At 63.5% G+C, this 3810-nt stretch carries 4 protein-coding genes; all 4 read right to left on the reverse strand.

The annotated features are described in order from the left end of the window. Positions 1-493, reverse strand: a 493-nt coding sequence (locus tag MOV74_RS33420) for an alcohol dehydrogenase catalytic domain-containing protein (protein WP_246931253.1), incomplete at its 3' end; no start/stop codon positions are given. Continuing rightward, entirely contained in the window at positions 490-1896 is a 1407-nt protein-coding gene (locus MOV74_RS33425) for a TRAP transporter large permease (protein ID WP_246931254.1), read from the reverse strand. The genes MOV74_RS33420 and MOV74_RS33425, both read right to left, overlap by 4 nt. 5 nt (positions 1897-1901) lie before the next feature. Then, positions 1902-2480 carry a TRAP transporter small permease gene (locus MOV74_RS33430; RefSeq protein ID WP_246931255.1) on the reverse strand — a complete coding sequence of 193 codons (579 nt, stop codon included), beginning with the start codon at positions 2478-2480 and terminating at the stop codon, positions 1902-1904. Positions 2481-2606: 126 nt separating this feature from the next. Then, positions 2607-3572: a sialic acid TRAP transporter substrate-binding protein SiaP gene (locus MOV74_RS33435; protein ID WP_404979211.1), complete on the reverse strand. Its 966-nt coding sequence runs from the start codon at positions 3570-3572 to the stop codon at positions 2607-2609. Positions 3573-3810: the final 238 nt, after the last annotated feature.

Here is a 3810-nt window from a genome sequence, read left to right on the forward strand (position 1 = left end):
CCGCGTGCAGGCAGACGGCGAGCGGCTCGGCGAGCGCCGCGGCCTGATAGGAGACGTGATCCGGGATCTTCACGCACTGCGCCGGGATCGCGTCGAAGTAATTGGCGAAGCCGCCCTGCATGTGCGGCGTCTTCGAGGCCGAGCCCATGAAATAGATGTTCTCGCACAGGTTCGGCCGGCCCTCGCGGCAGGCGACGCAATGGCCGCACCAGCGCGACGGGTTGACGGCGACGCGGTCGCCGACCTTCAGGTTGGCGGCGGCCCCTGCAATCTCGACGACCTCGCCGGAGATCTCGTGGCCGAGCACCAGTGGCGACTTCACCACGAAATCGCCGGTCCGGGCGTGACGGAAATAGTGCATGTCCGAACCGCAGATGCCGCCGGCACCGAAGCGGATGCGCACCATGCCGTCGGCGAGCTTGTCGAGCGGATGCTCGACCATGCGCAGATCTTCGGGACCGAACAGGGTTGCGGCGAGAGCGATAGAGGTCATTTGGAGAGTCCCATGTATTTCGGCAGCCAGAGGGTGAGTTCGGGAATGTAGGTGATCGCGATCAGCGCGAGCATCAGCGGCACCAGCCAGGGCAGGATCGCCACCGTCGTGCGCTCGACCGAGAGTTTTGCCACGCGGGCGAGCACGAACAGCACCATCCCGAGCGGCGGATGCAACAGGCCGATCATCAGGTTCAGCGTCATGATCAGACCGAAGTGGATCGGATCGATGCCGAGCTTGAGCACGATCGGCAGCAGGATCGGCACCAGAATGGTGATCGCCGCCGTGGTGTCGATGAAGCAGCCGACGAACAGGATCAGCACGTTGGCCAGCGCCAGGAACACCCATTTGTTGTGGGTGATGCTGAGCATCCAGTCCGACAGCATCTGGGCCGCCTGCGACACCGTCAGCAGCCAGGCGAAGATCGAGGCGGCGGTGACGATGAACAGCACCGAGGCCGTGGTCTCGATGGTGTCGAAGGTCGCCTTGGCGACCGTCTTGAACGTCATGGTGCGGTAGCGCACGAGGCCGAGGAACAGCGACCAGATCACCGCGGCAACGGCGGCTTCCGTCGGCGTGAACCAGCCGAGCGTCATGCCGCCGATCAGGATCACCGGCGCCATCAGCGCCATCACCGCGGAGAAGTCGAAGTACCAGTCGATCAAGAGCAATGTGCCGAGGCCGATGACCACAGCCATGTTGACCGACATGCCGGCCAGCACCATCAGCCAGATCGCGAGCGGGAACGAGAGCACGATGGCAATCTCGAGCCCGGCCGAACCGAGCTGCGGCCAGGAGAACGGCGTGTCACTGCCCCATTTGTTCTTGTGCGCGAAGTAGGTGACCGTCGCCATCATGAACAACGTCAGCACGACGCCCGGAATGACACCGCCGAGGAACAGCGCACCGATCGAGACGTTCGCCATCATGCCGTAGATCACGAACGGCAGTGACGGCGGGATGATCGGCCCGAGCGTCGCCGAGGCTGCGGTGACGCCGACCGAGAACTCGGTGGAGTAGCCGTGGTCCTTCATCGCCTTGATCTCGATGGTGCCGAGACCTGCGGCGTCGGCAATGGCGGTGCCGGACATGCCGGAGAAGATCACCGAGCCGATGATGTTGACGTGGCCGAGACCGCCGCGCATCCACCCCACCAGTGCGACGGCGAATTTGTAGATGCGCCCGGTGACGCCGGCGATGTTCATGAGATTGCCGGCCAGGATGAAGAACGGCACGGCGAGCAGCGGAAAGCTCTCGACGCCGGCGATCATGCGCTGCGCCAGGGTGACGTCGGGCGTCACGCCGCTGACCAGGATGTAGAGCAGCGACGACGCGGCCATGGCGATCGCCACGGGCACGCCGAGCAGCATCAGGACGAGGAAGCCTCCGAGCAACAGCAACATGGGTCTTATCCTTCCGATCCGTCGTAGGCACCGGGACGTTCGAGGACCGAGTAGCCCTGCCGCCAGTTCTGGATGGCCACCTGCACGGAGCGTGCGAACATCAGCACGAAGCCGAGCAGCACGGCGTAATAGACGTAGTCCTTGGGGAGATTGATCGTCGTCATCTGCTCGTCGCCGATGATCTGGATGTAGACCCAGACCAGCTTGATGGCGTAGCCGAAGAAGGCGATGCGGATCAGGTCGATCATTGTCGACAGCGCCCGCGCCACGAGGTGCGGCAGGTAGCGATAGACGAGGTCGACCTGGATGTGCCGCGACAGCCGCACGCACATCGAGGAGCCGATGAAGACCACGCCGATCAGGCAATAGGTCGCGATCTCCTCGGTCCAGGCGTAGCTGTCGTTGAGCACGTAGCGGGTGAAGAACTGCAGGAAGACGGCGAGCGCCATCACCCAGAAGATCGCGAGCGCGACCCAATCCTCGAACGCATAGACGCCGAGATCGACCTTCGGCGTCGCCTCTTCCTCGAAGGTATGGGCGATTTCGTCCGCGGTGATCTGCCGGTGCACTTCGACGGTGGACATGGGGTTGCTCCTTAAACTCGCAGCACGTGATTGACTCACGTCATTCCGGGGCGACGCGTCAGCGTCGAACCCGGAACCTCGAGATTCCGGGTTCTCGCTTCGCGAGCCCCGGAATGACAGCCAATGCTATTTCACCGCCTGGATCTTTTCCCAGTCGGCCTTGCGATAGCCAAAGGTCTCGAACGCGACGTTCTTCAGCACGGTGTCGCGGAACTCGTTCTTGTCGACCTCGGTGACGCTCAGGCCCTTGTCCTTGAAGAAGGCAACCAGCTTGGCCTCGTTCTGCTTGATCTCGCCCGTGGCCTTGGCGGAAGCTTCCTGCGCCACGTCGGTGAAGATCTTCTTGTCCTCGTCAGAGAGCTTCTTCCACAGCGCGCCGGCGATCACGGTGTTGAGGTGATCGACGATGTGGCCGGTCAGCACGATGTGCTTCTGCACCTCGTAGAACTTCTTGGCCTCGATCGTGGTCAGCGGGTTCTCCTGCGCCTCGACGGTGCCGTTCTGGAGCGCGAGATAGACTTCGGCGAACGCGATCGGCGCGGTGTTGGCGCCGCAGGCGCGCGGCATCGCGAGGTAGGCCGGCACGTCGGGCACGCGCATCTTCAGGCCCTTCATGTCGGCGCAGGTCTTGATCGGCTTGTTCGACGAGGTCTGGCGCACACCGTAATAGGTCACCGCGACGATGTGGTGGCCGCTCTTGTCCTCGTAGCCCTTGGCGAGCTCCTTGAAGATGTCGCTCTTGGTGTAGGCCAGCAGATGGTCGGCATCGCGGAACGTGTAGGGATAGTAGGTCACGCCGATCGGCGGGAAGCTCTTGGCCGCGAAGCTCGAGCCGGAAATGATGATGTCGACCGAACCGAGCGACAGGCCCTGGTTGATGTCGGCTTCCTTGCCGAGCTGCGAGGCCGGATAGACGTCGATCGCATAGCGCCCGTTGGTGCGCTTGCCAATCTCCTGCGCGGCCCAGACCGAGGCGGTGTGGAACGGCTCCGAGGTCTCGTAGACATGGGCCCATTTGAGCTTGGTCTGCGCCATGCTGGCATTTGTCGCAGCCAGCAGCGTAGCGGCGGACACCGCCGCGGCAATCGTCATCTTCTTCAACATCGACTTTTCCTCCATCGTTCAAGTCTGCTTCTTGTTCACCCGCCCCGGCACGGATGCGGGCCGTACAATCTCATCGCCGCCGCGCGCCGCTGCCCGCGACCCGCTTCTTCGGCGCGTGCTTCGGTTTCGACGGCTTTACCGCGGGTCGCGCCGTGCGGCTGCGTCCCGACGACGATCCTCCAACGGTCTCGGCGCCAAAATTCTGCGCGAAGCGCTCCTGCGAGCG

Source organism: Bradyrhizobium sp. SHOUNA76 (assembly GCF_023006445.1).
Lineage (GTDB): Bacteria > Pseudomonadota > Alphaproteobacteria > Rhizobiales > Xanthobacteraceae > Bradyrhizobium.

Excerpts from the sequence above, each read along its gene's own strand:
- MOV74_RS33425 (WP_246931254.1), bottom strand. The coding sequence starts at position 1,896 with ATGTTGCTGTTGCTCGGAGGCTTCCTCGTCCTGATGCTGCTCGGCGTG.
- MOV74_RS33430 (WP_246931255.1), bottom strand. The coding sequence starts at position 2,480 with ATGTCCACCGTCGAAGTGCACCGGCAGATCACCGCGGACGAAATCGCC.
- MOV74_RS33435 (WP_404979211.1), bottom strand. The coding sequence starts at position 3,572 with ATGACGATTGCCGCGGCGGTGTCCGCCGCTACGCTGCTGGCTGCGACA.